21 protein-coding genes are annotated in these 22,813 nt (G+C 60.6%); 6 read left to right on the top strand and 15 right to left on the bottom strand.

Annotated features, from left to right (window positions below):
• The first annotated feature begins 10 nt into the window (after positions 1-10).
• The 4 genes from crtA to bchO are packed head-to-tail and all read left to right on the top strand — an operon-like array spanning position 11 to position 4,174.
• The gene (crtA, locus tag AB3Y40_RS19470) at positions 11-715 is read left to right on the top strand and encodes a spheroidene monooxygenase (RefSeq protein WP_369440556.1); all 705 of its coding nucleotides are present in this window, start codon (positions 11-13) and stop codon (positions 713-715) included.
• On the top strand, positions 712-1,716 hold the full coding sequence (gene bchI / locus AB3Y40_RS19475; RefSeq protein ID WP_369440557.1) for a magnesium chelatase ATPase subunit I: 1,005 nt from the start codon (positions 712-714) through the stop codon (positions 1,714-1,716). Before crtA ends, bchI begins: the two co-directional genes overlap by 4 nt.
• Complete coding sequence (locus AB3Y40_RS19480; RefSeq protein ID WP_369440558.1) at positions 1,703-3,334, top strand: magnesium chelatase subunit D; 1,632 nt, start codon at positions 1,703-1,705, stop codon at positions 3,332-3,334. Before bchI ends, AB3Y40_RS19480 begins: the two co-directional genes overlap by 14 nt.
• Before the next feature lie 3 nt (positions 3,335-3,337).
• Positions 3,338-4,174, top strand: coding sequence for an alpha/beta fold hydrolase BchO (gene bchO / locus AB3Y40_RS19485; RefSeq protein ID WP_369440559.1), 837 nt, complete (start codon positions 3,338-3,340; stop codon positions 4,172-4,174).
• 53 nt (positions 4,175-4,227) lie between these two features.
• On the opposite strand, the gene AB3Y40_RS19490 is transcribed toward bchO, so the two are convergent.
• The 15 genes from AB3Y40_RS19490 to bchF all read right to left on the bottom strand — a co-directional run bounded on the left by AB3Y40_RS19490 (position 4,228) and on the right by bchF (position 20,311).
• Positions 4,228-4,668 carry a c-type cytochrome gene (locus AB3Y40_RS19490; RefSeq protein ID WP_369440560.1) on the bottom strand — a complete coding sequence of 147 codons (441 nt, stop codon included), beginning with the start codon at positions 4,666-4,668 and terminating at the stop codon, positions 4,228-4,230.
• A 111-nt stretch (positions 4,669-4,779) separates the two neighbouring features.
• Complete coding sequence (hemA, locus tag AB3Y40_RS19495) at positions 4,780-5,994, bottom strand: 5-aminolevulinate synthase (RefSeq protein ID WP_369440561.1); 1,215 nt, start codon at positions 5,992-5,994, stop codon at positions 4,780-4,782.
• Positions 5,984-6,775, bottom strand: coding sequence for a putative photosynthetic complex assembly protein PuhE (gene puhE / locus AB3Y40_RS19500; protein WP_369440562.1), 792 nt, complete (start codon positions 6,773-6,775; stop codon positions 5,984-5,986). Before puhE ends, hemA begins: the two co-directional genes overlap by 11 nt.
• A 124-nt stretch (positions 6,776-6,899) precedes the next feature.
• Positions 6,900-8,018 carry a magnesium-protoporphyrin IX monomethyl ester (oxidative) cyclase gene (gene acsF / locus AB3Y40_RS19505; protein ID WP_369440563.1) on the bottom strand — a complete coding sequence of 373 codons (1,119 nt, stop codon included), beginning with the start codon at positions 8,016-8,018 and terminating at the stop codon, positions 6,900-6,902.
• Positions 8,015-8,311 (bottom strand): hypothetical protein, encoded by a 297-nt coding sequence (locus AB3Y40_RS19510; RefSeq protein ID WP_369440564.1) that lies wholly within the window; start codon positions 8,309-8,311, stop codon positions 8,015-8,017. The genes acsF and AB3Y40_RS19510 overlap by 4 nt, the downstream gene beginning before the upstream one ends.
• A gap of 48 nt (positions 8,312-8,359) precedes the next feature.
• The gene (gene puhC, locus AB3Y40_RS19515) at positions 8,360-8,818 is read right to left on the bottom strand and encodes a photosynthetic complex assembly protein PuhC (RefSeq protein WP_369440565.1); all 459 of its coding nucleotides are present in this window, start codon (positions 8,816-8,818) and stop codon (positions 8,360-8,362) included.
• A 9-nt stretch (positions 8,819-8,827) separates the two neighbouring features.
• Positions 8,828-9,463, bottom strand: coding sequence for a photosynthetic complex putative assembly protein PuhB (puhB, locus tag AB3Y40_RS19520; protein ID WP_369440566.1), 636 nt, complete (start codon positions 9,461-9,463; stop codon positions 8,828-8,830).
• Positions 9,464-9,514: 51 nt separating this feature from the next.
• Positions 9,515-10,282: a photosynthetic reaction center subunit H gene (gene puhA / locus AB3Y40_RS19525; RefSeq protein WP_369440567.1), complete on the bottom strand. Its 768-nt coding sequence runs from the start codon at positions 10,280-10,282 to the stop codon at positions 9,515-9,517.
• An 18-nt stretch (positions 10,283-10,300) separates the two neighbouring features.
• A complete protein-coding gene (locus AB3Y40_RS19530; protein ID WP_369440568.1) occupies positions 10,301-11,731 on the bottom strand; it encodes a PucC family protein in 1,431 nt (476 codons plus the stop codon).
• Positions 11,731-12,420, bottom strand: coding sequence for a magnesium protoporphyrin IX methyltransferase (gene bchM / locus AB3Y40_RS19535; RefSeq protein ID WP_369440569.1), 690 nt, complete (start codon positions 12,418-12,420; stop codon positions 11,731-11,733). Before bchM ends, AB3Y40_RS19530 begins: the two co-directional genes overlap by 1 nt.
• Positions 12,421-12,508: 88 nt before the next feature.
• A complete protein-coding gene (gene bchL / locus AB3Y40_RS19540) occupies positions 12,509-13,405 on the bottom strand; it encodes a ferredoxin:protochlorophyllide reductase (ATP-dependent) iron-sulfur ATP-binding protein (RefSeq protein ID WP_369440570.1) in 897 nt (298 codons plus the stop codon).
• A gap of 64 nt (positions 13,406-13,469) precedes the next feature.
• On the bottom strand, positions 13,470-17,006 hold the full coding sequence (locus AB3Y40_RS19545; protein WP_369440571.1) for a magnesium chelatase subunit H: 3,537 nt from the start codon (positions 17,004-17,006) through the stop codon (positions 13,470-13,472).
• Positions 16,996-18,537: a ferredoxin:protochlorophyllide reductase (ATP-dependent) subunit B gene (gene bchB, locus AB3Y40_RS19550; protein WP_369440572.1), complete on the bottom strand. Its 1,542-nt coding sequence runs from the start codon at positions 18,535-18,537 to the stop codon at positions 16,996-16,998. The genes AB3Y40_RS19545 and bchB overlap by 11 nt, the downstream gene beginning before the upstream one ends.
• Entirely contained in the window at positions 18,534-19,817 is a 1,284-nt protein-coding gene (locus tag AB3Y40_RS19555) for a ferredoxin:protochlorophyllide reductase (ATP-dependent) subunit N (protein WP_369440573.1), read from the bottom strand. Before AB3Y40_RS19555 ends, bchB begins: the two co-directional genes overlap by 4 nt.
• Positions 19,814-20,311: a 2-vinyl bacteriochlorophyllide hydratase gene (gene bchF / locus AB3Y40_RS19560; RefSeq protein ID WP_369440574.1), complete on the bottom strand. Its 498-nt coding sequence runs from the start codon at positions 20,309-20,311 to the stop codon at positions 19,814-19,816. The genes AB3Y40_RS19555 and bchF overlap by 4 nt, the downstream gene beginning before the upstream one ends.
• 274 nt (positions 20,312-20,585) lie before the next feature.
• Here bchF and AB3Y40_RS19565 point away from each other — a divergent pair, with 274 nt between their 5' ends.
• Positions 20,586-21,356: a cobalamin B12-binding domain-containing protein gene (locus AB3Y40_RS19565; RefSeq protein ID WP_369440575.1), complete on the top strand. Its 771-nt coding sequence runs from the start codon at positions 20,586-20,588 to the stop codon at positions 21,354-21,356.
• A 35-nt stretch (positions 21,357-21,391) separates the two neighbouring features.
• Positions 21,392-22,801, top strand: coding sequence for a transcriptional regulator PpsR (ppsR, locus tag AB3Y40_RS19570; protein ID WP_369440576.1), 1,410 nt, complete (start codon positions 21,392-21,394; stop codon positions 22,799-22,801).
• The last annotated feature ends 12 nt before the right edge of the window (positions 22,802-22,813 follow it).

The raw sequence follows: 22,813 nt of genomic DNA on the forward strand, positions 1-22,813 counted from the left end.
AAGGGCTGTTTTGGGCCAAATCGTCACCCTGTCGTTTTTCCGCTTTGCCGGGCTTTCCGCCCGTGCCTGGGCGCTTTTGATGATGGGTGCCGCGCGCAAACCATTGGGGCGCACGCCCGATATCGGCTTCTGGAAACTCTGCGGCTCAGGCACCGGACAAGGGTTCAACGTCACGCTCAACCCTGCGGTGATCGCTATCGTCGCCGTCTGGCCCGATGCCGAAACGGCCCGTGATAGGGTCTCTTCCGCGCCTGTCTTTGCCCGTTTCCGGACACGCGCGGTCGAAAGTTGGTCAATCCTGCTGTCGCCGACCTCTGTGCGCGGCCAATGGGACGGCAGCATGCCTTTCGCTGCCCACGCCGAACACACCAGCGGCCCGATGGTCGCCTTGACCCGTGCCGCGATCAAACGGCGGATCATCCCACGTTTCTGGCGGCAGGTCCCCGACATCTCGGACAGCATAGGGCAAGACCCTAACGTCGCCTTCAAGATCGGCATCGGTGAATTGCCCATGCTGGACCAGATCACCTTTTCGATCTGGCCCGACAAATCCGCAATGGACGCTTTCGCGCGCTCTGGCCCGCACGGCGCTGCAATCAAGGCGGTCCGCAAAGGCGACTGGTTCGCCGAAGAGCTTTTCGCCCGTTTCACCGTCCATTCAGACATCGGCACATGGGGCGGCGCATCGCCCCTCGCAAGATTGGAGGCCGCATGACCCACCCCTTCCCCTTCTCTGCCATCGTAGGCCAGGAAGAGATGAAACAGGCGATGATCCTGACCGCCATTGACCCGTCCATTGGCGGCGTGCTGGTCTTTGGCGATCGCGGCACCGGCAAGTCCACTGCCGTGCGCGCGCTGGCCGCCCTCTTGCCCCCCATCCGCGCTGTCAAAGGCTGCCCCGTGAACTCTGCCAAAGCAGGTGAAGTGCCCGAATGGGCCGGTTTAGGGTCGAAACGGACCGCCGAGCGCCCCACCCCCGTCGTCGATCTGCCCCTTGGCGCGACAGAGGATCGCGTCACCGGCGCCCTCGACATCGAAAAGGCACTCGCGCATGGCGAAAAGGCCTTTGAGCCCGGCCTTCTGGCCCGCGCCAACCGCGGCTACCTTTATATTGATGAGGTCAACCTGCTCGAAGATCACATCGTTGATCTGCTGCTCGACGTAGCCCAATCCGGCGAAAACGTGGTCGAGCGTGAGGGCCTCTCGATCCGCCACCCCGCCCGCTTTGTGCTGGTCGGATCCGGCAACCCGGAAGAGGGCGAATTGCGGCCACAGCTGCTCGACCGGTTCGGTCTTTCGGTCGAAGTCACCAGCCCCAAAGACGTCGAAACCCGGATCGAGGTTATCAAACGCCGCGATGCCTATGAGAATGACAATGCCGCCTTCATGCTGCGCTGGCAGGCCGAAGATGCCGCCATCCGCGACCGGATACTGAACGCGCGCAAGGCCCTGAAACGGTTAAAAACCCCGGAACAGACACTGCGTGACGTCGCAGAACTCTGCCTCGCGCTCGGCTCTGACGGGCTGCGCGGTGAATTGACATTGCTCAAAGCCGCCCGCGCCCACGCCGCCTTTCGCGATGACACCGCCCTGACACGCGGACACGTTCGCGCGGTCGCACCGATGGCCCTGCGGCACCGCCTACGCCGCGACCCGCTGGACGAGGCCGGTTCCGGCACCCGCGTCACCCGTGTGGTCGAAGATGTCCTTGGTTGACCCTTGGACACAGGCCGTTCTGGCGGTGCGCCTGCTTGCCATCGACCCCGCATTGGGCGGAATCACAATCCGCGCACGCGCAGGCCCAGTGCGCGATGCCATTGTCGCTAAACTCGCCGTCCTGCGGCGCAATCTGGTCAAGCTGCATCCATCAATGACCGACGACGTCCTGCTGGGCGGGATTGATTTGTCATCCACGCTTTCAGCCGGAAGGGTGATAAAGAAACAGGGTCTATTACTGGGAAAAGCGCCACTTTTGCTGACGATGGCCGAACGCGCAACTCCTGCCTTTGCCGCTCGCGTCGCGCAACACCTCGATGCAGGCGGCGGCCCCCTGATCGCGCTTGACGAAGGGGCCTCGGTGGAAGAGGCAGCACCGGCCACCATCACCGAACGGCTCGCATTTCACATTGACCTGACAGACGTCCCCTTGTCACAGACAACACCGCAGCCCCCCAGTCCAGCGACATCACGGCCCGTCACGCACACCGCCGAACACCTCAGCCAGATCGTCACCATCGCCGCGCAATGCGGCATCGACAGCCTGCGCGCCCCGGCCTTTGCCCTGCGCGCCGCACAGGCCCACGCTGCCGTGCAGGGGCGAGACGTGGTGGACGACACCGACGTCACCATCGCCTGTCAGCTGACGCTTGCCCATCGCGCCACCCGCATCCCCGAACCCGATGATCAGCCGCCTCCACCGCCAAAAACAGGCACTGATACAGCCGAAAAGAGCCAGAATAGCGAACTTGATCTGCCCCAAGACATCCTGCTGGACGCCATCCGCGCCATGCTGCCTGACGACCTTTTGGACCGGATCGCCGCCACCCGCGCGCGGTCGGGCAAGGGCAACGGATCGGGTGCCGCGCGCAAAGGCAACCGGCGCGGGCGCCCCCTGCCGTCGCGGGCCGGTCGCGCCTCTGACAACGCGCGCATTGACCTTGTCGGCACCCTGCGCGCCGCTGCACCCTGGCAAACCATCCGCCGCAACGCGACCGGACGCGCGGGCCTCCATGTACGCGCCGCCGACATTCGCACCAAACGGTTCGAGGAACGCTCTGACCGCTTGCTGATCTTCGCAGTGGATGCCTCCGGCTCTGCCGCTCTCGCCCGACTGGCCGAGGCGAAGGGCGCGGTTGAGCTCCTGCTGGCGCAGGCCTATGCCCGCCGCGATCACGTCTCGCTTGTGGCCTTTCGTGGCACTGCGGCAGAGGTTCTGCTGCCCCCCACCCGATCGCTGGTGCAGACCAAACGCCGTTTGGCCAGCCTCCCCGGCGGCGGCGGCACCCCCCTTGCAACCGGGCTCGAGGTGGCGCTGTCACAGGCCCTGCACGCCCAGCGCCGCGGCTTGACCCCGACGCTGTGCATCCTCACCGACGGGCGCGCCAACATCGCCCGCGATGGTCGGGCCGACCGCCCGCAGGCTGCCGACGACGCCCAAACGGTGGCCGGTATGATCCGGGAACAGGGCGTTGATGCCTTGGTCATCGACACTGGCAACCGCCCGGCATCTGCGCTCAAATCCCTTGCACAGACACTGAATGCGCCCTATCTGCCGCTGCCGCGTGCCGATGCCAATCGTCTGTCTGCTGCCGTCTCAACCGCGCTAGGTGATTGATCCATGCGCTGGCCGCCCCCGCCGGAATGGCCGATGGCGGATCACAGCCGCCAGGTGTTTTGCCGGCCCCACCGCTGGCACGTGCAAGAGGCCGGAACCGGCGACACCATCCTGTTGATCCACGGCGCAGGCGGTGCCAGCCAAAGCTGGCGAGGTATTTTCCCGATCCTCGCCAAGTCCAACCACGTTGTTGCGATCGACCTGCCAGGTCAGGGTTTCAGCCAATCGGGCGCTGGGCAGCGTTTTGGCCTGCCGCCAATGACGCAAGACCTGATCGCGCTTTGCCACGCACAAGGCTGGACGCCAGATCACATTGTCGGCCATTCCGCAGGGGCCGCCATTGCACTGCAAGCGTCGGCACAACTGCACCCCGCCCGGATCACCGGCATCAACGCCGCGCTGTCGAATTTCAAAGGGGTTGCCGGGTTCCTGTTCCCGCTCTTGGCCAAGGCGCTGGCGATGACGCCCCTGACCGCGTCTGTCTTTGCCAATACCGCCACAGCAGACACCGTGCACCGCCTGATCAAAGGCACTGGCTCAGTGCTGACCAAAGAAGATGAAACGTTCTATCTTCGCCTTGTCCGCGACACCGCCCATGTGGACGCAACACTGTCGATGATGGCGCAGTGGGACCTTGACCCGCTGCTGTCGAAACTGCCGCAAATTGCCACGCCGACCCATTTCATCACCGGCAAGCTTGATACCGCCGTGCCGCCACAAACCAGCGCCGACGCCGCAGCGGCAATGCCCAACGCGCGCCTGTCCGCGCTGCCAGACCTTGGCCACCTTGCCCATGAAGAAGCCCCCGGCCAGATCGCGCAGCTAATCCTATCCACATAGAAATGGGGCCGCCCGGCATCCCGAACGGCCCCTTGATCTGACTGGCGCCAGATTTACTCTGCGGTGAACGTGGCCAGGAAGGCGTAAAGGTCAATCGCCTCTTCTTCCTTACGCACCTGATAGGCCATCTTGCCGCGCGCACGGCGATTATCCAGCTTTTCGCGCAGCCAATCGGTCGGGTCCTGCACGTAGCCCACGAAATTCTCTTCTGTCCACACCTCACCAGCTTCGCCCAGCTCAACGATGCTGTCGCCATAGCGGAAGTCTTCGACAACGCCCAACTGACGCCCGGCCAGACCATAAAGGTTGGGGCCGGTCTTGGCATTGCGCCCGGCGAGAACCTCGCCCGCGTCATCCATCACCACGTGACAGGCCACACACTGGCGGTTGAACTGCTCTTCACCGGCGGCAGCATCGCCCGTGGCCGCATGGCCGTCTGCAAATACCGGTGCCGCAACCACACTCAATGCAGCGGCAAGTTTAATCGTCTTCATAGTCTTCTCCCTTAGAAGCAAAATCTTGGACCGTTTGCCCCAGTCTTTTCCCAACCTAGTCTGCCACGGCACGGGGTCCAGCCCTAATGACAAAAAGGTGCAGCCCCCTGCCTATGCGACCGCATGCGCAATGGCGCATTGCTTCCACAAAGATGCCAAAGCCCGCACAAGATATTCAATATCAGCATCCGAATGCAGCGGTGACGGCGTGAACCGCAACCGCTCTGTCCCCTTGGGCACAGTGGGATAATTGATCGGCTGCACATAGATCGCCCATTCATCCATCAGATAGTCGGCCAGCATCCGTGTCTTGACCGGATCCTTAATCAGCACCGGCACGATATGGCTTTCGTTCATCATGTGCGGAATGCCTTCGCGGTCCAGCAATCCCCGCAGATAGGCGACCTGACGGCGCTGTTTGGCGCGCTCCATGTCTGATGCCTTGAGATGCGCAATCGACGCCCGTGCCGCCGCCGCCACCGCAGGCGGCAGCGCGGTGGTAAAGATGAACCCGCTGGCAAAGGATCGGATGAAATCACACAAGGCCGCTGACCCGGTGATATAGCCGCCGACCACGCCATAAGCCTTGCCCAATGTCCCCTCGATCAAGGTGATCCGGTCCGCCAGCCCGCGTTCCTCTGACACGCCGCCGCCGCGCGGACCATAAAGGCCAACCGCATGGACCTCATCAAGATAGGTCATGGCCCCGTATTTCTCGGCCACCTCGACAATTTCCTTGATCGGGGCAATGTCGCCATCCATCGAATAGACACTCTCAAAGGCCACGATCTTCGGGCAGTTCGCAGGTAACGCGGCCAGTTTCGCCTCCAGATCAGCGACATCGTTGTGCTTCCAGATCACCTTTTGCGCCTTGGAATGGCGGATGCCCTCGATCATGCTGGCGTGGTTGCCCGCATCCGACAGGATCACGCAATCCGGCAACCGCGACCCCAGCGTGCTCAGCGCCGCCCAGTTCGACACATAACCGCTGGTGAACAGCAAAGCCGCTTCCTTGCGATGCAAATCGGCCAGCTCGGCCTCCAGCAACAGATGATCGTGGTTGGTTCCGCTGATATTGCGCGTTCCGCCTGCGCCCGTGCCAGTGCGCTTGACCGCCTCGCACATCGCCTCGATCACCGCCGGGTGCTGCCCCATGCCCAGATAGTCGTTCGAACACCAGACTGTCACATCCCGCACGCCATCCGCGGCATGGTTCGCAGCCCTTGGAAATTTGCCCGCCTTGCGCTCCAACTCGGCAAAATAGCGGTAATTGCCTTCATCTTTGAGCGTTTCAAGCTGAGCGTTAAACAGCGCGTCAAAATCCATGGGTCTGGTCCTTCTGGGCTTCGGTCTTCGGCGCGGGCAACATCCAGCGCCATAGTTTTGCATCCGGCAGCGGCACCACCATCAGCCAATGTTCCAATAGCGCAAGTGCCGTCAGCGCAGTCAGCAGGCCAAAGCCCGCAATCGTTACTTCATTCCCCGCGTGCCACAACCGTTCGGCACAGACCGCCAGCACAGCGGTCAGCACGGTGATCGCCACCGGAAAGGCAAACGTGATCGGCCCTTGGGTGAAATAGGTTTTCAGATGCACCAACCGATCAGGCACAAATTCGGTGTTGATCCGGGGCACCCCAAAGAACAGGTTCAACTTGGCGCAGATGCGCGCCAGAAACAGCACCAAAAACGTGCCCAGCGCCATGCGGTTCTCTGCACCACTGCTGACCGCGATCAACCCCCACAACCCCAACACCAGCAACAGCTCGTGATAGGATACGGTCCCAAAGGCGCGGACAAAGCGCGGCAGCCCGGTTAGGTCTTGCGGACAAGGCTCTGTGACGGGCCCGGTGACGATACCCGCCAGAAACGCAAGTTCGATCCAGCCCCAGATCAGCAAGGCCCCCACAAAGCCCAGATAGGCACCCAAAACGCTGTTCAACCCCAGTGAAGCGACAACCAGTGCAGCACCCATCACCGCCACCGGCACACTTCCCAGCACCACCAGCCGATGCTGCCCGGTGCGGTCCGCACGGCGCACCACAAACAGGATCACCCCGGTGGAAAACCACCAAGCAAACAGCGCAAAAAGGGCCGCGATCCAGCTCAACCGTTCATCCTTCTTCTGGCCATAAATATCCTGGGGGGAGTCGCGCTTGCGCGACGGGGGGCAAAGCCCCCCAAAAAGGGGTGGGGGGGCGGGCCCCCCACCAAAATATCCACACGCGCTCCGGTCAATAAGCTGGCTCCAACCGTGGGCTTTGCGGCACCGCATTCTTTTCCACCGGAATGGTCAACAGCGACACAAAGGCAAACCCCGCCCGCGCCGATCCCACCATGCGCTTGACCCAACCACCCAGCCCACCTTGCTTGCGACCATCCGCAATCTGCACATTGGCCGCCTGCATCCGGTTCAGGTTCGGGATCCAACGCGGATGATCAATATCCAGCGTCATCGGGAACACCTGCTTGGAAATCTCCGATGTCTTGCGGAACACCTCTTGCCCGTACCACGCCGGATCGACACCCAATGCCTTGTGGAACGCTGGCCGCTGATGATCACGCACCCACATGGTCGAATAGACCGCCGTCAAAAAGAACTTGATCCACAAACGATTGACCCGCGTCTCGGTCAGTGCCGGATCAGTCTTCATCAGCAAGGCAAAAGCCTCGCCGTGCGAAAACTCGTCATTGCACCACTCGCGGAACCACTTGAAGATCGGGTGGAACCGCTTGTCAGGGTTGGCCTCCAGATGCCGGTAGATCGTGATATACCGCGCATAGCCGATCTTTTCGGACAGATAGGTGGCGTAATAGATGAACTTGGGCCGGAAATAGGTGTATTTCTTGGCCTGCGTCAGAAACCCAAGGTTCACCGCAATACCCGCCTCGCGCAGTGCATCATTGATGAACCCTGCGTGCCGCGCCTCGTCCCGTGCCATCAGCTGAAATAGCTGCGTGATGTCCGCATTCGACCCACGCCGCTTCATCTCTTTGTACAGCACACAGCCCGAAAACTCGGCCGTACAGCTGGAGATCAGGAAATCAATGAACTCCGCCTTGAGCGCCGGTTCCATCCCGTCCCAATCCACCGCATCCCAGTCCTCGTTCTTCTTGAAATGCCCCTTGTTCGGGTCTGCTTTCATCGCGTTGATCAAGGTGTCCCACTCTTCGCGGACACCCTCTACGTTGATGGCATCCATCTCGTCGAAATCGGTGGTGTAGAACCGTGGCGTCAGCAGGGTGTTGGACATGGCCACCTGCGTCGCCTCTTCGTTGGTCAAGGGCGGCAACGCCTCTTGTGCGGCAATCGCCTCTTCTGCGGTGGTGGCTTCTGATGAATGCATATTCATGACATCACCTCTTCGCTGAATGAAAATTCGCACAGCTCCATGAACTCAAAATCACCCGTCGCACGGGTCCACAATTGTTCCAACTTGCTGGCGCGGGTGATCACGGCAGTGCGCTTTTCCTCGATCATCTCGCCAAACGGCGCCATGATCTCGGGTCCCTGCACCTGCACGGTGTCACCGGGGTGCACAACGGCCCCGTTGTCAAAGCGCACGTGCGCGCTCAATTCCTCAAACCGATGACTAACCGTGACCGTGCAAGGTGCGGTTTCGCGTTCCTTCGTCAATAGTCCCATGTGAGTTCCCTTTCACATTGCAATGGGGCGGCGAACCCCGTCGCGGTTTCAATCCAGCAGCCGGGCAAAGGCCGCCACGTTGTCTTGCCCATATCCAATCAGTTCCACCGCCATCCCCGTCGTCGGGTCCAAAATGGCGATGTTGTCATTCACGCGGCGCACCACTTGCACCGGCGCATCGCTTTCCACGTCATGCACCAGCCGTTGCCGGTCGATGACCCGGCCCATGACACCCAGAAATCCGGCCTTGTCCTCGGACGACACGGCAATCTGCGCGCCGCTTGCGTCCATCACCCGGTAAACCCCACTGCGGTCTCCCAGCAGCACGATGTCGCGGCTTTGCACAACCTCGGCCACCTGCAAAACCCCGGTCTGGGGCACACCGGCCAGCTTGGCATAGCTGACAAGGCCCAACGAACAGACCATCAGCGCAAACATCGCCTGCACCAAAACCTTTGGCACCATCTCGCGGTCTCTGTGCCGCATCTGTTGTTCAAGCTGGCTCATCTCGTCCCCCTATTCCGCCGCGACAGCATCGCCGCCCTGATCATGCCGCGTGACAACCGGCTGGCTGATCCGGGTCTCTGCGGCTTCTGCGAATATCGCCGCCACCTCTTGCGCATCCTTGATGCAGCGCAGCGCGGGCTGCGTGCGCGCCATCCGCCAGGGCCGCACATGCGGCCAGCTCATCAGGAATGACAGCCGTGCCTCACCGATCAATTCAAACGCAAGCGTGCCGTGGCCCGACTTGCGCACATCCAGCGACGCCGTTCCGATCCATGTGTAAGGCAGGTTCAGCGTCATGGTCAGCGCCGCCCCGATCCGCATCGCCACCCGCTTGTTGGTCAGCGTGTAGACCGCCGACCGCGCCTGAATGACCGCCAAAAGGTACAGAACCCCGCAGGCCAAAGCCCCCGACAGCACAAACGGCACCCCGTGCATCACCGCGATGCCCAAGGGAAAATCCGCCGAGGACACACCAACCCGCCACAACGCCAGCAAGGCGAAATAGGCCGCGACCCACCGCACCTTATAAGCCTCGCGCGCCAGCATCCCGGCATCGGGCGACCCCTGCCACAGGATGTGCTCATCCTCGGGCAACTGCTCAGGCAATCCCCTTACCGGTTCAAAGTTGAAATCGTCGTGGCTCATCTTGGTCCCCTTGGTGGTCAGGGGCGGCTGGCGACGCCGCCCCACGTGTGGTTAGGCGTTGCCCTTGGCGTAAAGCGTACCGCCGGCGTAATAGGCCATGATCTTGTCTTCCTCGAGCAGTGTGACCTGATCGGCGGCCTTGGTTTTTGGCACACCTTCCCAGTTGTGGGCGTGCAGGCTGCGCACGGTGACGCGGTCACTGCCAATCTTGGCCATGTTGATCGGGATCAGCCGGGTCTTGCCGCTGCCTTCGGGGTTCAGATCAACCGTCAGGAACCGCACCAGCGCTTCGGGCACATCCACCCACATGTCGGTGCAGCGGCCTACGACCTCTCCGTCGCCACCCAGCACAGGCTTGCCGCGTGGGTCACGGCCCGCGCTGACGTGGAAATCACTCAGCGTGTCCATCGGCCTGATCTTCACATGGCCATGCGCATCCAACTCGGGCGCATCGCGGCGCGGGGCCCAGCTTGCCGGACCAACCCCATCCAGCATCGGATCACCCGTCGGCACCCAAGGCGCACCGGTCGCGGTGGCAGAAGGTGCCAGCGCCAGATCAGTGCGCATCTTGCTGGTCTCGTAGTCGATGCTTGGCACCGTCAGCTCGCCGCGCCCATCGCGCAGCTTAAAGGTCTTGGCCTTGGGCAGCGGCAGCAGGCTTTCGTTCGCCGGCACACCGTCGTCATCATCACGCAGCGGATAACCTTCGCGCTGGTTCTCCGTTTGCAGGTAGTAAATCAGCCCTGCGAAAAACAGCCAGAACAGCCAGATCGCGGCACTCGCCAGATCGAAGTCGCCAAAGAATGTCTCACCAACCATATCGTGTCCTCTCGGTGGTCATGTCGGAAAATCCGCCAACTGCAGTTTGGCGGTCCGCTCAGTCGTCATCGCCCGAACCCTTACCAGGGGCCCCAGAACGATCAGGGTCATGAAAAGAAGGCCAATCTCGGTGTGGTAAACAACCGAATAGCCCGTGGCAGGCGTGGCGAGCGCCTCTCCCAAAGTGCCGTTCCCAGCGGCATGGTTCACGAGGTCACGCACCGTGCCCCCGATAAAGATGGATAGCCCGGCACCGGTGGCCTGTGCGGCCCCCCAGGCACCCAGCGCAAGCCCCCGACCGGCCATACCGGTCGTTGGCATCGTCATGGCAGCCGTCAAGGTGGCAACCCCGAACAAACCACCGCCAAAACCAATCAGCGTGGCCCCGGCGAAAAACAAAGGCGCGGAATTGAGCGGTGCGGCAAATATCACCGCCGCGAAAGCCGCCACGCCCACCAACAGGCCGCGCACGGCCATGCGGTAGGGATCAATGCGCGCCGCCAACCAGCGCGCGGCCAGCCAAAACCCCAGCAACGCGCCACCGGCCCATGTGGCCGTCAGCAGCGTCGTAGCACTGACGCTCAGCCCCAGAATTTCGCCGCCATAGGGTTCCAGCAACACGTCCTGCATGTTGAAGGCCATCGTGCCCAGAAACACCACCGCCAACAGACGGCCCGCATCACCGCCGCTTGCAAAATCGGCCCAGGCGTCGCGGAACAGCGGGCGCGGGGCCTCGCGCTCGGCCCGGCTCATCGGTTTGACCTTCTCCTGTCGCCACAATGCGATCAGGTTCAACAGCAACGTGACCACCGCCGTGCCCTGCACCACTTGCACCAGCCGCAGCGATGAATAATCCCGCAGCAAGGCACCGATCACGATGGCACTCAGCGCCATGCCAACCAGGAACATCACGTAAAGCAGCGCCACGACCCTTGGCCGTGTCTCTTCTGTCGCGCGATCCGCGGCCAGCGCCAGCCCCGCAGTCTGGGTCATGTGCATCCCCAGCCCGGTCAACAGAAACGCCAGTGCCGCACCGGCATAGCCCGCCCAGGCCGCATCAATCGTGCGCTGGCCCGACAGCACCAGCAAGGCCATCGGCATGATTGCCAAGCCGCCAAACTGCCACATCGTCCCGAACCACAGATACGGGATCCGCTTCCAGCCGATTGCACTGCGATAGGTGTCCGACTTGAACCCGAGGAGCGCCCGCAAGGGAGCGACGAGGACAGGTATCGCGATCATGCAGGCGACCAGTGTCGCGGCGATCCCCTGCTCGACAATCATCACCCGATTGAGCGTGCCCAACAGCATGACCGACGCCATCCCGACCGAAACCTGAAACAAGCTTAGCCGCAGCAGCTGGCTCAGCGGCAAGTCATCGCTGACTGCATCGCTGAACGGCAACAGCTTCAGGCTGACAGATTTCAGGGCATCGGCCTTGAACAGCATCAGCGGACCCCCTCGAACGTCAGACAGGTCGAGATATAGAACCCCGATTTCACCCGTTCGATCTTGCGCAGGTTGCCCCGCACACCGGCATCGCGCAACGCGCTGGCCACGCCTGCCGCGCGGTGCGGCACCATCTGCGGCGACCGGTCCGCGCGGGGGAATAATTTGCCCGCCCGGAACATCGCCATCAAAAGCGGTGTGCGCGGTGGTAAGGTAAATATTGTCTTTCCATCGACGCGCTTGGTTAATTTCCCTAACAGCGCGGCAATGTCTGTTGCTGAATAGTAAATCAGCGAATCCATCGCCATCACGTGGTCAAAGGCGCCATTGGTCGCCTCCAACATATCGCCCGCGACAAAGTCGATCTGCCCACGCAATTTGGCCGGGCAACGCTCTTGCGCGATGCCCACCAGTTTGGGTGAGATATCGACCGCCACCACCGTGGCCCCACGCTGTGCCAACTCCACCGCCATCGCGCCTGTGCCGCATCCTGCATCCAGAATGCGCGCACCACGCAGATCCTCGGGCAGTTGCGCCAGCATAAGGCTGCGCATCCGGTCACGCCCCGCCCGCACGGTTGCGCGCACACCGCTCACCGGCGCGTCAGAGGTCAGACGCTCCCAGACTTTGGTGGCGCTCCGGTCGAAATAATCCTCGACCCGGTCGCGTGTGGCGGCGTAATTGCTCATCCGGTTTGCCCCTCGCCACCTTGCGGGTTAACGCGAATTAAGACCTTGGGCTGCATAGGATGTGCATGGGGTGTGCATGGTTTGTGCATCAATCAAACCCCAGCAATTCAAAGATCTCCCGATCCGGCAGCGGGGCCGGTGCCAAAGGCTCCGTTCCGTTCCACAGGGTTTCGGCCAGCCGAATGTATTCCTTGCGCACCTGAACGATGTCTTCCTCGTCCGCCATCTCGAAAAGAGTCTTCTTTTTCAAACGGCTACGGCGAATGGCATCCAGATCAGGCATATGCGCGATGCGGTTGAACCCCACGGTGCTGCAATAGCGGTCCACCTCATCCGTCTCGCGGCTTCGATTGGCCACGCAACCTGCTAACCGCACCTTATAATTGGCAGATTTCGCCTGAACCGCCGCGATGATCCGGTTCATCGCATAGATCGAATCAAAATCATTCGCCGTCACAATCAACGCCCTGTCCGCATGCTGCAAAGGGGCCGCAAACCCGCCGCACACCACATCGCCCAAGACGTCGAAAATCACCACATCAGTGTCTTCCAGCATGTGATGCTGCTTGAGTAATTTCACTGTCTGTCCAACGACATAGCCGCCACATCCGGTGCCCGCTGGTGGCCCGCCCGCCTCGACACATTTCACCCCATTGAAGCCCTCGAAAACAAAGTCTTCGGGCCGCAATTCCTCGGAATGGAAATCCACATCCTTCAGGATATCAATCACCGTCGGCACCAGCGATCCGGTCAGCGTAAAGGTGCTGTCATGCTTGGGGTCACACCCGATCTGCAACACCCGTTTGCCCAGCATCGAAAACGCCGCCGACAGGTTGGAAGAGGTTGTCGATTTTCCGATTCCCCCTTTGCCGTAAACCGAAAAGACCTTGGCCCCCTCGATCTTGGCGCTCTCGTCCTGATGCACTTGCACAGAACCCTCGCCGTCTAACCCCTTGAGGTTTGGCACATTATCCTTGGGGCTCATGACAGCCCTCCTTTCATCGGGGCGCCGCGCCCCACATTGGTATTTTGTTCAAACATTGCGGGCATCATTCGGCTGCGACCCCCTCAACGTGATCTTCCAAAGCGTCCGCTGCATCTTGCAGCGCCGCCAATGTGTCCTGATCCGGCGCCCAATAGTCCCTATCGCTGGCTTCCAGCAGGCGATTCGCCATTCGGGCGCTGGCTTGCGGGTTCAAATTCGCCAATCGGTTGCGCATTTCGTCGTCCAGCACAAAGGTCTCTGACAGGCGCTGGTAGACCCACGGCTCCACTTCGCCAGTCGTCGCTGACCAGCCCACCGTGTTTGTGATATGCGCCTCGATCTGGCGCACGCCCTCGTGGCCATGTTTCAGCAGGCCCTCGTAAAACTTCGGGTTCAGCGACCGCGATCGCGTCTCAAGCGCGACCTGATCCTGCAAAGTGCGCACCTTGGCCCCACCTCGCGTTTGATCGCCAATATAAACCGGCGCGGCCTCACCCTTGGCCCGTTTCACAGCCCGTGAAATGCCGCCCAGCGTATCAAAATAATGATCCACGGTGGTCACGCCCAACTCAACCGATTCAAGGTTTTGATAGGCTAAGTCCACGTCTTTTAACGCTTTTTGCAGCAACGCGGGGTTCTGTGCCGCCTTGCCATCGGTGCCATAGGCAAAGCTTTTGCGCGCCTCATAGGCATCCGCCAACTCATCCTCATCCCCGAAGGCAGAGCTGTCGATCAACTGATTGACGTTCGACCCATAGGCCCCTTCGGCATTGGAAAAGACCCGCAAAGCAGCATTTTCCAGATCGCATCCCATCTCGGCGGCATAAGTCTGCGCATGGGCCTTGATAAAGTTCATCTCTGCCGGTTCATCAGCCTGCGCACATTTCAACGCAGCCTCCGCCAGCATCCGGGTTTGCAACGGCAACAGATCGCGGAAGATGCCCGACAGCGTCATCACCACATCAATCCGGGGCCGCCCCAACTGCTCTAGCGGGATCAATTCAGCCCCCGCCAAACGCCCGAAACTGTCAAAGCGCGGCGCGCAGCCCATCAGCGCCAGCGCCTGCCCGATTGGTCCACCGTCGCTCTTGATGTTGTCCGATCCCCACAGCACCAACGCCACGGTCCGCGGCAATTTCGCATGGGTTTCCAACAGCAATTCCGCCTGTTTCGCCCCTTCCGACAGGGCAAAGGCCGTGGGCATCCGGAACGGGTCAAAGGCATGAATATTGCGCCCGGTGGGCAGGATGTCCGCGTTGCGAATGACATCACCGCCCGGCACCGGCGGGATAAACTGCGCATTCAGCGCCCGCATCATCGCAGGCAATTCGTGGTCTTCTTTCAGCAGCTTAGCGACCTCTGGTGTGGCATCCACCATCAGTTCCAGCATCTCTGCATGGGCCACATCCGTCATTGGCCGGCCAACAATGTGCAGCCCGTCCGGGATCAGCGCCCCTTCGGTTTCCTGCACCGTCAGCCACAGCTTTTGCAGGTCATCCGCTGCCAGATCGACCACTGCGGCCTGATCGCGGATCAAAGCCTCAAGATCACTTCGGGCAGCGTCCGCATCTTCCATGCTGCGCCAACGGATCAGGCTGTCTTTCAGCTCTGCCAAGCCCTTATAGAGCCCCGCCTGCGCCAGCGGCGGTGTCAGATGCGTGACCGTGACGGCACCGCTGCGACGCTTGGCAAGGCTCGCCTCGCTGGGGTTGTTGGCGGCATAAAGATAGACGTTTGGCATCTCGCCAATCAGGCGGTCCGGCCAGTCGCGCCCACCCAATCCGGCCTGTTTGCCCGGCATGAATTCCAGCGCCCCGTGCATCCCAAAATGCAGCACCGCATCAGCGCCGTAGGTGTCGCGAAGCCATTGGTAAAACTGTACAAAAGCATGTGTCGGGGCAAAGCCGCGCTCGAACAGCAGCCGCATCGGGTCGCCCTCGTAACCAAACGCAGGCTGCACGCCGACAAAGACATTGCCAAAGTGCTGGCCCAGCACAAAGACACCACGCCCATCCGACTGAACCCGCCCGGGCGCTGGCCCCCAGGCCGCTTCAACCTCTTCCAAACAGGCGGTATCGCGCACAATGGTTTCGGCATCCACATGGGCCGCCACATTGGCCTCTTGCCCGTATTGCTGGGCGTTGCCTTTCAGCACGGCATCCCGCAGGGCATCAACCGAAGACGGCAGATCAACCTGATAGCCTTCCGCTTTCATTTGTTTCAAGGTGTTGAAAAGGCTTTCAAAAACGCTCAGGTACGCCGCTGTCCCGACAGCACCTGCATTGGGTGGAAAGCCGAACAAAACAATGGCAATTTTCTTGTCCGCATTGCCCTTGCGTCGCAGATTTGCAAGGCGCACCACCTTTTCCGTCAGACTGTCGACGCGTTCATGGCATGGCGCCATCGCCTTATGGGCATCGCGGGCCTGACACATGTGCTTGCAGCCCTGACAGCCTGTATTGCCGTGCCGCCCGGCAAAGACCGTCGGGTTGGTCGCGCCATCAATTTCCGGCAAGGCCACCAGCATCGTGGTTTCAATTGGGCCCAGCCCTTGATCGCTGTCGGACCACTGGCCAAGTGTCTGAAATTCCAACGGCTGGGCCGCGACATAAGGGACATCCAGCCGCTGAAGCAGGTCCACGGCAGCCGCACTATCGTTGTACGCCGGACCACCCACCAGGGAAAATCCGGTGAGCGAGACCATCGCATCGACCTTGCCCATAAAGTAGTTCTCGACCGCGGGACCGCCATCCAAGCCGCCTGCAAAGGCCGGAATCACCCGCAAGCCTCGCGCTTCGAAGGAACGGATAACGGCGTCATAGTGCGCCGTGTCGCTGGCCAGAATGTAGCTACGCAGCATCAGCACGCCAATCGTACGTGCGCCGCTGCCAGCGGCGGGTAAATCGTTGATATCCGTGATAATATGGTGTCCCGGCAGATCGGGGTGATACAGCCCAACCTCGGGGTATTCGATTGGCAGGTCAGCGGTGACCTTTTCCCAATCGGGGCGATCTGCATAGCGATCCAACAGATACCGCAGCATGCTTTCGATGTTGTCGTCTGACCCGCCCAGCCAATACTGCATCGACAGGAACCAGGCCCGCAAATCCTGGCTTTTGCCGGGGATCAGCTTCAGCAGTTTCGGCAAGCGCCGCAGTGCCTTCATCTTCTTTGCACCGGACTGACGATCCTGTTTGCCAGACCCGCGCAGCTTTTTCAGCAGCGCCATTGCGCCGCTGGCAGGCTTGGCCATGTCCAGATCACCCATGCGGGTCGCTTTGACGATGGCGCTATCCGAAATCAGCCCGACCATTGCATCGCAATCGTCGCGACGTGCTTCCATCGCGGGCAGGATCGCGCTGACGTGTTCATCCAGAAACAGGAGGTTCGCAATAATGATATCGGCCCGCGCGACGGCGTTCTTGGCGGCGTCAAGGGCTGCGGGGTTCTCACCCCATTCAGCGGCTGCATGCACCTGCACGTCCAGCCCCGGAAACTGCGGCGCAAGACGTGGTGCCACACGCGCAGCAGGACCGGCCGAATGCTGGTCCAGCGTCACGATCACGACGCGATAAGGTTTATGCATCACCTCATCGCGCATAATGGGCCTTTGCTTCGTAAAGCGTTTCGAGGCTGATCTCGGCCAGTCCCTTTTGGGCGGCAAAGGTTTCGGTATTCCGCCGCGCTTTGCCACGCACGAAGAACGGAATCTTCTTCAATTCCCGTTCAGCATCCACCAACCAGATCAGCACATCCGCACCGGTCTCTTGCGTCTTCTGGCCAGAATGATCCGCGGGCGCCGCCGCCTCTGCCGGGCGATGGGCTGGGCCCCCGTGATGCGACGGTCCGTTCGCGTCGTGGAACTCGAAATCCTCGCGGAACATCGTCAAAAGATGCTCTTCAAGCCCCATCACCAACGGGTGGATCAGGGTGTCAAAAATCACGTTGGCCCCTTCAAACCCCACCTGCGGTGAATAGCGTGCTGGAAAGTCCTGCACATGCACAGGGGATGAAATCACGGCACAAGGAATCCCCAATCGCTTGCCGATATGGCGTTCCATCTGAGTGCCAAGGATCATTTCGGGGCTCAGCGTTTCGATGGCGGCCTCGACCTCTAGATAGTCGTCGGTGATCAGGGCTTCGACCCCAAATTCCTTGGCCAAAGCCCGAATGGGGCGTGCCATTTCGCGGTTGTAGCAACCGATGCCAACCACCTCGAACCCCATCTCGTCGCGTGCAATGCGGGCGTGGGCCGCGACATGGGTGCCGTCGCCAAAGATGAAGACCCGCTTGCCCGTTAGATAAGTGCTGTCCACTGACCGGCTCCACCACGGCAGGCGCAGACGGCTTTCGTCTGCAACACATGGCAGCCCTGTGATCGCCGCGACCTCTGCGATGAAATCGCGGGTCGCGCCAACACCAATGGGCACAACTTTGGTAAAGGGTTGGTCATGGGTCTTTTCCAACCAGCGCGCTGCAGCCTCGCCAGTTTCGGGGCAAAGCAGGACATTGAAATGGGCGGCGGGTAGATTGGTAATGTCTTCAGGTGTTGCTCCAAAAGGGGCCACAACATTCACGCTGACGCCGATGTCCGACAACAGACCGGTCAGCTCTTCGACATCATCGCGCGCCCGAAAGCCCAACGCCGTTGGCCCAAGGATGTTGCAGGTGACGGCTGCTGTGCGGTCCTGCGGTGCCGCAAGCGCACGGACGATCTGATAAAACGTCTCATCCGCGCCGAAGTTCTCTTTGCGGCTGTAGCTGGGCAGTTCCAGCGGGATCACGGGGATGTCGAGGCCCATTGTCTCGGCCAGTCCGGCGGGATCATCCTGGATCAGTTCTGCGGTGCAGGACGCGCCGACAATGATCGCCTCGGGTTCGAACCGCGCGACGGCGTCGTGGCAAGCCGTTTTGAACAGACTGGCAGTGTCGGACCCCAGATCGCGGGCCTGAAAGGTCGTATAGGTCACCGGGGGGCGATGGTCGCGCCGTTCGATCATGGTGAACAGCAAATCCGCGTAGGTATCACCCTGCGGGGCGTGCAGCACATAGTGCAGCCCTTTCATCGCCGTGGCGACACGCATGGCCCCCACATGGGGTGGTCCTTCGTATGTCCACACGGTCAGCTTCATTCTGCCGCCTCTATCTGCAACATCGACTTGCGGCGCATTGGGCGGCTGAACAACCCGGCAAGATCACCGGCCTGTTCGTAGAAATGGACAGGTGTGAACACCAGTTCGATGGCCCATTTAGTCGTCAGACCTTCGGCCTCGAGCGGGTTGGCAAGGCCAAGGCCGCAGACCGTCAGATCAGGGCGTGCCGCGCGGGCGCGATCAAGCTGGAGCTCGACGTCCTGCCCTTCGCTGATCTGCGGGCCAGCGGGCAACAAATCAAGATCAGGCCCGTGCAAGGCGTCGTGGATATAGGGCGACCCCACTTCAATTGCGGTCATCCCGCACTCTCGGGTCAGAAAGCGGGCCAGCGGCACCTCTAACTGGCTGTCAGGAAAGAAGAAAACCGATTTACCCTGCAGCACCTCGGCGGCCTGCGCGATGGCCTTACGGGCGCGGGCGCGTGGGGCGGCCGTAACTTGATCAAAGATGGCATCCGAAACACCGAACTCTGCCGCGACGGCGCGCAACCAAGCTGTTGTGCCCTCTTCGCCAATTGGGAACGGGGCCGCAATGTGCCGCGCACCGCGCCGTTCAAGCGCCGCATGGGTGTCGCCCAGAAACGGTTGTGTCAGGGCAAAGACGGTATTTGGCCCGACTGCGGTTGTGTCATCAATCCGGCGTGCAGGCAGGAGGCGGATGTTGTCGATCCCCATCGCGGTCAGTAGGCCGATCATCTGGTCCTCGACCACATCGGGCAGCGCACCAACCAGCAACAGCTCGCGTGCGGTGGTGTCCTTGAGCACCGGCACCATGCTGGCAAGGCAGGCATCTTCGCCTTGGGTGAACGTCGTTTCGATCCCCGACCCGGAATAGTTCAGAACGCGCACGTGCGGCGCATGAATCTGGCTCAGCCGTTCGGCAGCGCGGGCCAGGTCGATCTTGATCACCTCGGACGGACAGGACCCGACCAGAAACAACTGCCGGATGTCAGGGCGACGTGACAGCAGGCGCGCAACCTCGCGATCAAGCTCGACGTGTGCGTCAGCCATCCCTGCCAGATCGGTCTCTTCCAGAATCGCTGTGCCGAATCGCGGCTCTGCGAAGATCATCACACCAGCGGCCGATTGCAGCAGGTGGGCGCAGGTCCGGCTTCCGACAACCAGGAAGAATGCGTCCTGCATCTTACGATGCAACCAGATGATCCCGGTAAGGCCGCAGAAGACCTCTCGCTGGCCGCGTTGTTTCAGAACCGGTGCCGTGCGGCAACCACCACTGGGCGGAGGGGTCAGATCATTCATGCGCGCACCTCTGCATCCAGTCGCGCACGGCGCAGTTTCAACAGAAATTGCGTGGCGTTGATGACATAGGCCGCATAGGCCGCCAGTGCCAAATACATCAGCCCATCGGGCGGTAGAGCGCCGGTGAAAAGCGCATATAAATAGGTCAAATGCAGGGCGATAACGGCGAAGCTGAACACGTCTTCCCAGAAGAAAGATTCAGCAAAAAGGTACTGGCCAAACACGACCTTTTCCCAGATCGCACCGGTCACCATGATGACCAAAAGAAACGCTGTCTTGATCACAATCGACAGGGTCGCAGCGTCATAGCCTAGGCCAGTCAAAAGATAGCGCAGCACCAACGCGCAAGAGATCAGAAAGACAACAAATTGGGCAGGCGCCAACAGGCCCTGAACAAGGGTCCAGCGCGTTTCGTCGCGACGCATACGTTGGGCCGGAGTGTAAAGAGGTCGCGCCACCGGTGGTGTGCTGCCCGCCTCGCTTAATGTGGACATGTCCACCTCATCTGACAGTGCTTAGTGTAAAGGTTAGGTCCGCAATTGCAGATGTGTCAACCTTGCGTTACATATTGCGCGCAGCTTCACTCGGCGCGGTCGCAGGCGTGCCCCGCGCCGCTTTTTCCTTTGTTTGATGGCAAATGGCTCGCAATTGTTCACGTAGGCTTATTGGCTATGTCAATTTGCTTTGACATTACCCCAGCCAAACATGACAATGCGGAAAGGTTGGATTTTCGGCTTCTGAAGGCGAATCCGACAAAAGGACGCGCGAATGCCCGATGACCACAGATATGACGGCGCGACGCAGACTCGTGGATCGCCCGGCGCGCAGCGACCGGAACGGTCAGGGATTCCATCAACAGCCAACACAAGTGCCCTGACGGACCGGTTGGAACAGGCCGCGCTGTCGTCGGACCCCGAAGCAATCCCGCGTATGTTGGCCCGGTTTCTGGTTGAGGATGTTGGCCCCCATGACATTGCCGACATTCATATCCCTGCGGCGGCCCGAAGTTTGGGCGATGCGTGGTGCAAGGACGAGATTGGTTTTGCGAACGTGACAATTGGCTGTTCCCGGCTGCAATCCATGCTGCGCGAGCTTGGCCAATTCTGGACGGGAGACGGCGTTCTGGGCGCGGATGCACCGACCGTTTTGTTGATTGTGGGTTATGACATCCACCACACGTTGGGTGCGATGGTTTTGTCGAGCCAATTGCGGCGCAAAGGCATTTCGGTGCGGGTGATGCTAAACGCAAAAGCGCAGGATGCTGCACTTGCCGCGCGGCGCGGAAACTACGATGCCATATTCATGTCCGCCAGCTGCGGCGAAAGACTTGAAAGCTTGCGCTATATCGTAGAATCTATCAAGCGAGAACAGGAACATCAGACCCCGATCGTCATCGGCGGCACGATCCTGACCGAAGCAGACGATGTCCAGGCTAAGACCGGGGCAGACTATACGACGAATGACCCGGACGAGGCCCTTGCTCTTTGCGGACTAACCAACACAAAAAGATCGACCCCAAAGATCAGGGAACTGAGTTAGATGGTCAGGACAACGCAAAAGCAAAGCGTTCGCCCATGACATCCCGTGGGACAAAATACTGGAATTCCGGAACTATTCCGCTGATCGCACCCGATATTCTGGGCGACATCATTGCGGAGGTTGCGGACCTTGGCATCGTTGTGAATGACGACGGCACAGTTTTGTCTGTGCTGGTCAATCCCAGCTATGAGGCTTTCCGCAAGTTGGAAAAGATCGAAGGGCAGGACATTCGTCAGGCGTTGACCGTCGAATCCGTCGCCAAATTCAACGAACGTTTTGGGGCGTTTCTTGAAGACCGTTCTGATGTGCGTCCGGTTGAGTTGAACCATTCGGACGCGACGGCGCGGTGGGAATTTCCTGTTCGATATAGCTTTCATCATATCGGGCCTGATGGTGCGGTGCTGATGTTGGGCCGCGATTTGCGTCCGGTCGCCGAGATGCAGCAGCAGTTGGTCAAAGCTCAGCTGTCGCTGGAACGGGACTACGAAGCGCAGCGCGAATATGAAACGCGGTTCCGCGTGTTGATTGAAAATTCTGCCGATGCCATTTTGTTGGTGTCACTGCAAAGCGGCAAGATCACGGATGCAAACGCGCACGCTGGCAATCTTCTCGGACGCAGCAGAGAGCGCGTTGTCGGCATGAACTTTTCTGCGGGCTTTGCCGACAACGGTGAAAACAAGGTTCTGGACAGTCTGGCCGATCACGCATTGTCCGAGGCAGATGGCCCTTTTACGGCGCGTTTGGCCCATGACGCGGCACCCGTTCTGATCCACGGGACAGCGTTCCGGGTTGCGGGCGAACGGCTGATGATGTGTCGGATTAGCCCGAAAGAAGGTACCGAAACTGCCGCCGACCAACTGACAGACAATCTGCGTAAGCTTTTTCAGACCGGACCGGATGCAATTGTCTTTGCGGCGCAAAACGGCACAATTCTGTCTGCAAATGACGCATTCCTGAACTTGTTGGATACCGCCCACGACAATCGCGTGCGGGGCAAGAACCTTGCGGACTTCATGCTGCGCGGGTCTGTGGACCTGAAGGTTATGACCGAAAACGCGGCGCGGTCCGGCAGAATGCGCATGTATGCAACCAAGGTTGCGGGCGAGTATGGCAGCCCGCGCAGTGTTGAGGTTGCAGTGACCGAGCTTCAGGCAGGTGATACGCCGGTTTTTGCCTTTGCCCTGCGCGAGGCGAACCGCATGGATGCACCCACATCCGCAGCAGAAGCAATTGACGAAAATATGCAGTCGGTGATGGAGCTTGTGGGCTCTGCCACGCTGAAGGACATCGTCGCAGAAACCACCAATGTCGTCGAAAAGATGTGTATCGAAACGGCGATTGAGCTGACGATGAACAACCGCGTCGCCGCTGCCGAGATGCTGGGGCTGTCGCGCCAATCGCTTTACGTCAAGCTGCGCAAGTTCGACATCATGAGCCGCGACTGAACCAGTTCTGGT

Source organism: Yoonia sp. R2331, assembly GCF_041103235.1.
In the GTDB taxonomy this organism is placed as follows: domain Bacteria; phylum Pseudomonadota; class Alphaproteobacteria; order Rhodobacterales; family Rhodobacteraceae; genus CANMYO01.

Coding starts and splice junctions, on each gene's coding strand:
- bchI (WP_369440557.1), top strand. CDS start 712: ATGACCCACCCCTTCCCCTTCTCTGCCATCGTAGGCCAGGAAGAGATG.
- AB3Y40_RS19480 (WP_369440558.1), top strand. CDS start 1,703: ATGTCCTTGGTTGACCCTTGGACACAGGCCGTTCTGGCGGTGCGCCTG.
- bchO (WP_369440559.1), top strand. CDS start 3,338: ATGCGCTGGCCGCCCCCGCCGGAATGGCCGATGGCGGATCACAGCCGC.
- AB3Y40_RS19490 (WP_369440560.1), bottom strand. CDS start 4,668: ATGAAGACGATTAAACTTGCCGCTGCATTGAGTGTGGTTGCGGCACCG.
- hemA (WP_369440561.1), bottom strand. CDS start 5,994: ATGGATTTTGACGCGCTGTTTAACGCTCAGCTTGAAACGCTCAAAGAT.
- acsF (WP_369440563.1), bottom strand. CDS start 8,018: ATGAATATGCATTCATCAGAAGCCACCACCGCAGAAGAGGCGATTGCC.
- AB3Y40_RS19510 (WP_369440564.1), bottom strand. CDS start 8,311: ATGGGACTATTGACGAAGGAACGCGAAACCGCACCTTGCACGGTCACG.
- puhC (WP_369440565.1), bottom strand. CDS start 8,818: ATGAGCCAGCTTGAACAACAGATGCGGCACAGAGACCGCGAGATGGTG.
- puhB (WP_369440566.1), bottom strand. CDS start 9,463: ATGAGCCACGACGATTTCAACTTTGAACCGGTAAGGGGATTGCCTGAG.
- puhA (WP_369440567.1), bottom strand. CDS start 10,282: ATGGTTGGTGAGACATTCTTTGGCGACTTCGATCTGGCGAGTGCCGCG.
- AB3Y40_RS19530 (WP_369440568.1), bottom strand. CDS start 11,731: ATGCTGTTCAAGGCCGATGCCCTGAAATCTGTCAGCCTGAAGCTGTTG.
- bchM (WP_369440569.1), bottom strand. CDS start 12,420: ATGAGCAATTACGCCGCCACACGCGACCGGGTCGAGGATTATTTCGAC.
- bchL (WP_369440570.1), bottom strand. CDS start 13,405: ATGAGCCCCAAGGATAATGTGCCAAACCTCAAGGGGTTAGACGGCGAG.
- AB3Y40_RS19545 (WP_369440571.1), bottom strand. CDS start 17,006: ATGCGCGATGAGGTGATGCATAAACCTTATCGCGTCGTGATCGTGACG.
- bchB (WP_369440572.1), bottom strand. CDS start 18,537: ATGAAGCTGACCGTGTGGACATACGAAGGACCACCCCATGTGGGGGCC.
- AB3Y40_RS19555 (WP_369440573.1), bottom strand. CDS start 19,817: ATGAATGATCTGACCCCTCCGCCCAGTGGTGGTTGCCGCACGGCACCG.
- bchF (WP_369440574.1), bottom strand. CDS start 20,311: ATGTCCACATTAAGCGAGGCGGGCAGCACACCACCGGTGGCGCGACCT.
- AB3Y40_RS19565 (WP_369440575.1), top strand. CDS start 20,586: ATGCCCGATGACCACAGATATGACGGCGCGACGCAGACTCGTGGATCG.
- ppsR (WP_369440576.1), top strand. CDS start 21,392: ATGACATCCCGTGGGACAAAATACTGGAATTCCGGAACTATTCCGCTG.